1 protein-coding gene is annotated in these 828 nt (G+C 63.9%); it reads left to right on the top strand.

The annotated features are described in order from the left end of the window. Positions 1–828: AMP-binding protein (locus KB201_RS24645; RefSeq protein ID WP_211540900.1), on the top strand; the 828-nt coding region annotated here is incomplete at both ends.

The raw sequence follows: 828 nt of genomic DNA, 5'->3' as shown, positions 1-828 counted from the left end.
GTCGGCCGAAGGGTGTGACGGTGTCGCAGGCTGCGGTGGTGAATCGGTTGGGGTGGATGCAGTCGTTGTTCGGGTTGGAGCGGCGGGATGTGGTGTTGTGGAAGACGCCGGTGTCGTTTGATGTGTCGGTGTGGGAGTTGTTCTGGCCGTTGATGGTTGGTGCTTCGGTGGTGGTGGCGGAGCCGGGTGGTCATCGGGATCCGTGGTATGTGGCGTCGGTGGTGGAGCGGTTCGGGGTGTCGGTGTGTCATTTTGTGCCGTCGATGTTGTCGGTGTTTGTGGATGCTCTCGGGGAGTCGGTGCCGCAGGAGTCGGTGCTGCGGGGTTCGGGCGGGTTGGGTTCGGGGTTGGGGTCGTTGCGTCAGGTGTTTTGTTCGGGTGAGGCGTTGGGTGTGGGTGCGGTGGAGGGGTTGCGGGGGTTGGTGCCGGGGGTGCGGGTGGTGAATTTGTATGGGCCGACGGAGGCGGCGGTGGATGTGACGTCGTATGTGGTGTCGGGTGGTGAGGTGGTGGTGCCGATTGGTCGGGCGGTGCCGAATGTGTCGGTGTGGGTGTTGGATTCGCGGTTGCGTCCGGTGCCGGTGGGTGTGGTGGGTGAGTTGTATCTGGGTGGTGTGCAGGTGGCGCGGGGGTATGCGTCGCGGGCGGGGTTGACTGCGGAGCGGTTTGTGGCGGATCCGTTTGGTGGGGTGGGTGTGCGGTTGTATCGGACGGGTGATCGGGTGCGGTGGAGTGGTGTGGGTGAGTTGGAGTATGTGGGTCGTGTTGATTTTCAGGTGAAGTTGCGGGGGCAGCGGATCGAGTTGGGGGAGATCGAAACCGTCCTCG

It is taken from the genome of Gordonia sp. SCSIO 19800, from assembly GCF_018132775.1.
Lineage (GTDB): Bacteria > Actinomycetota > Actinomycetes > Mycobacteriales > Mycobacteriaceae > Gordonia > Gordonia hongkongensis.
This window is presented reverse-complemented; position numbering and strand designations above follow the sequence as displayed.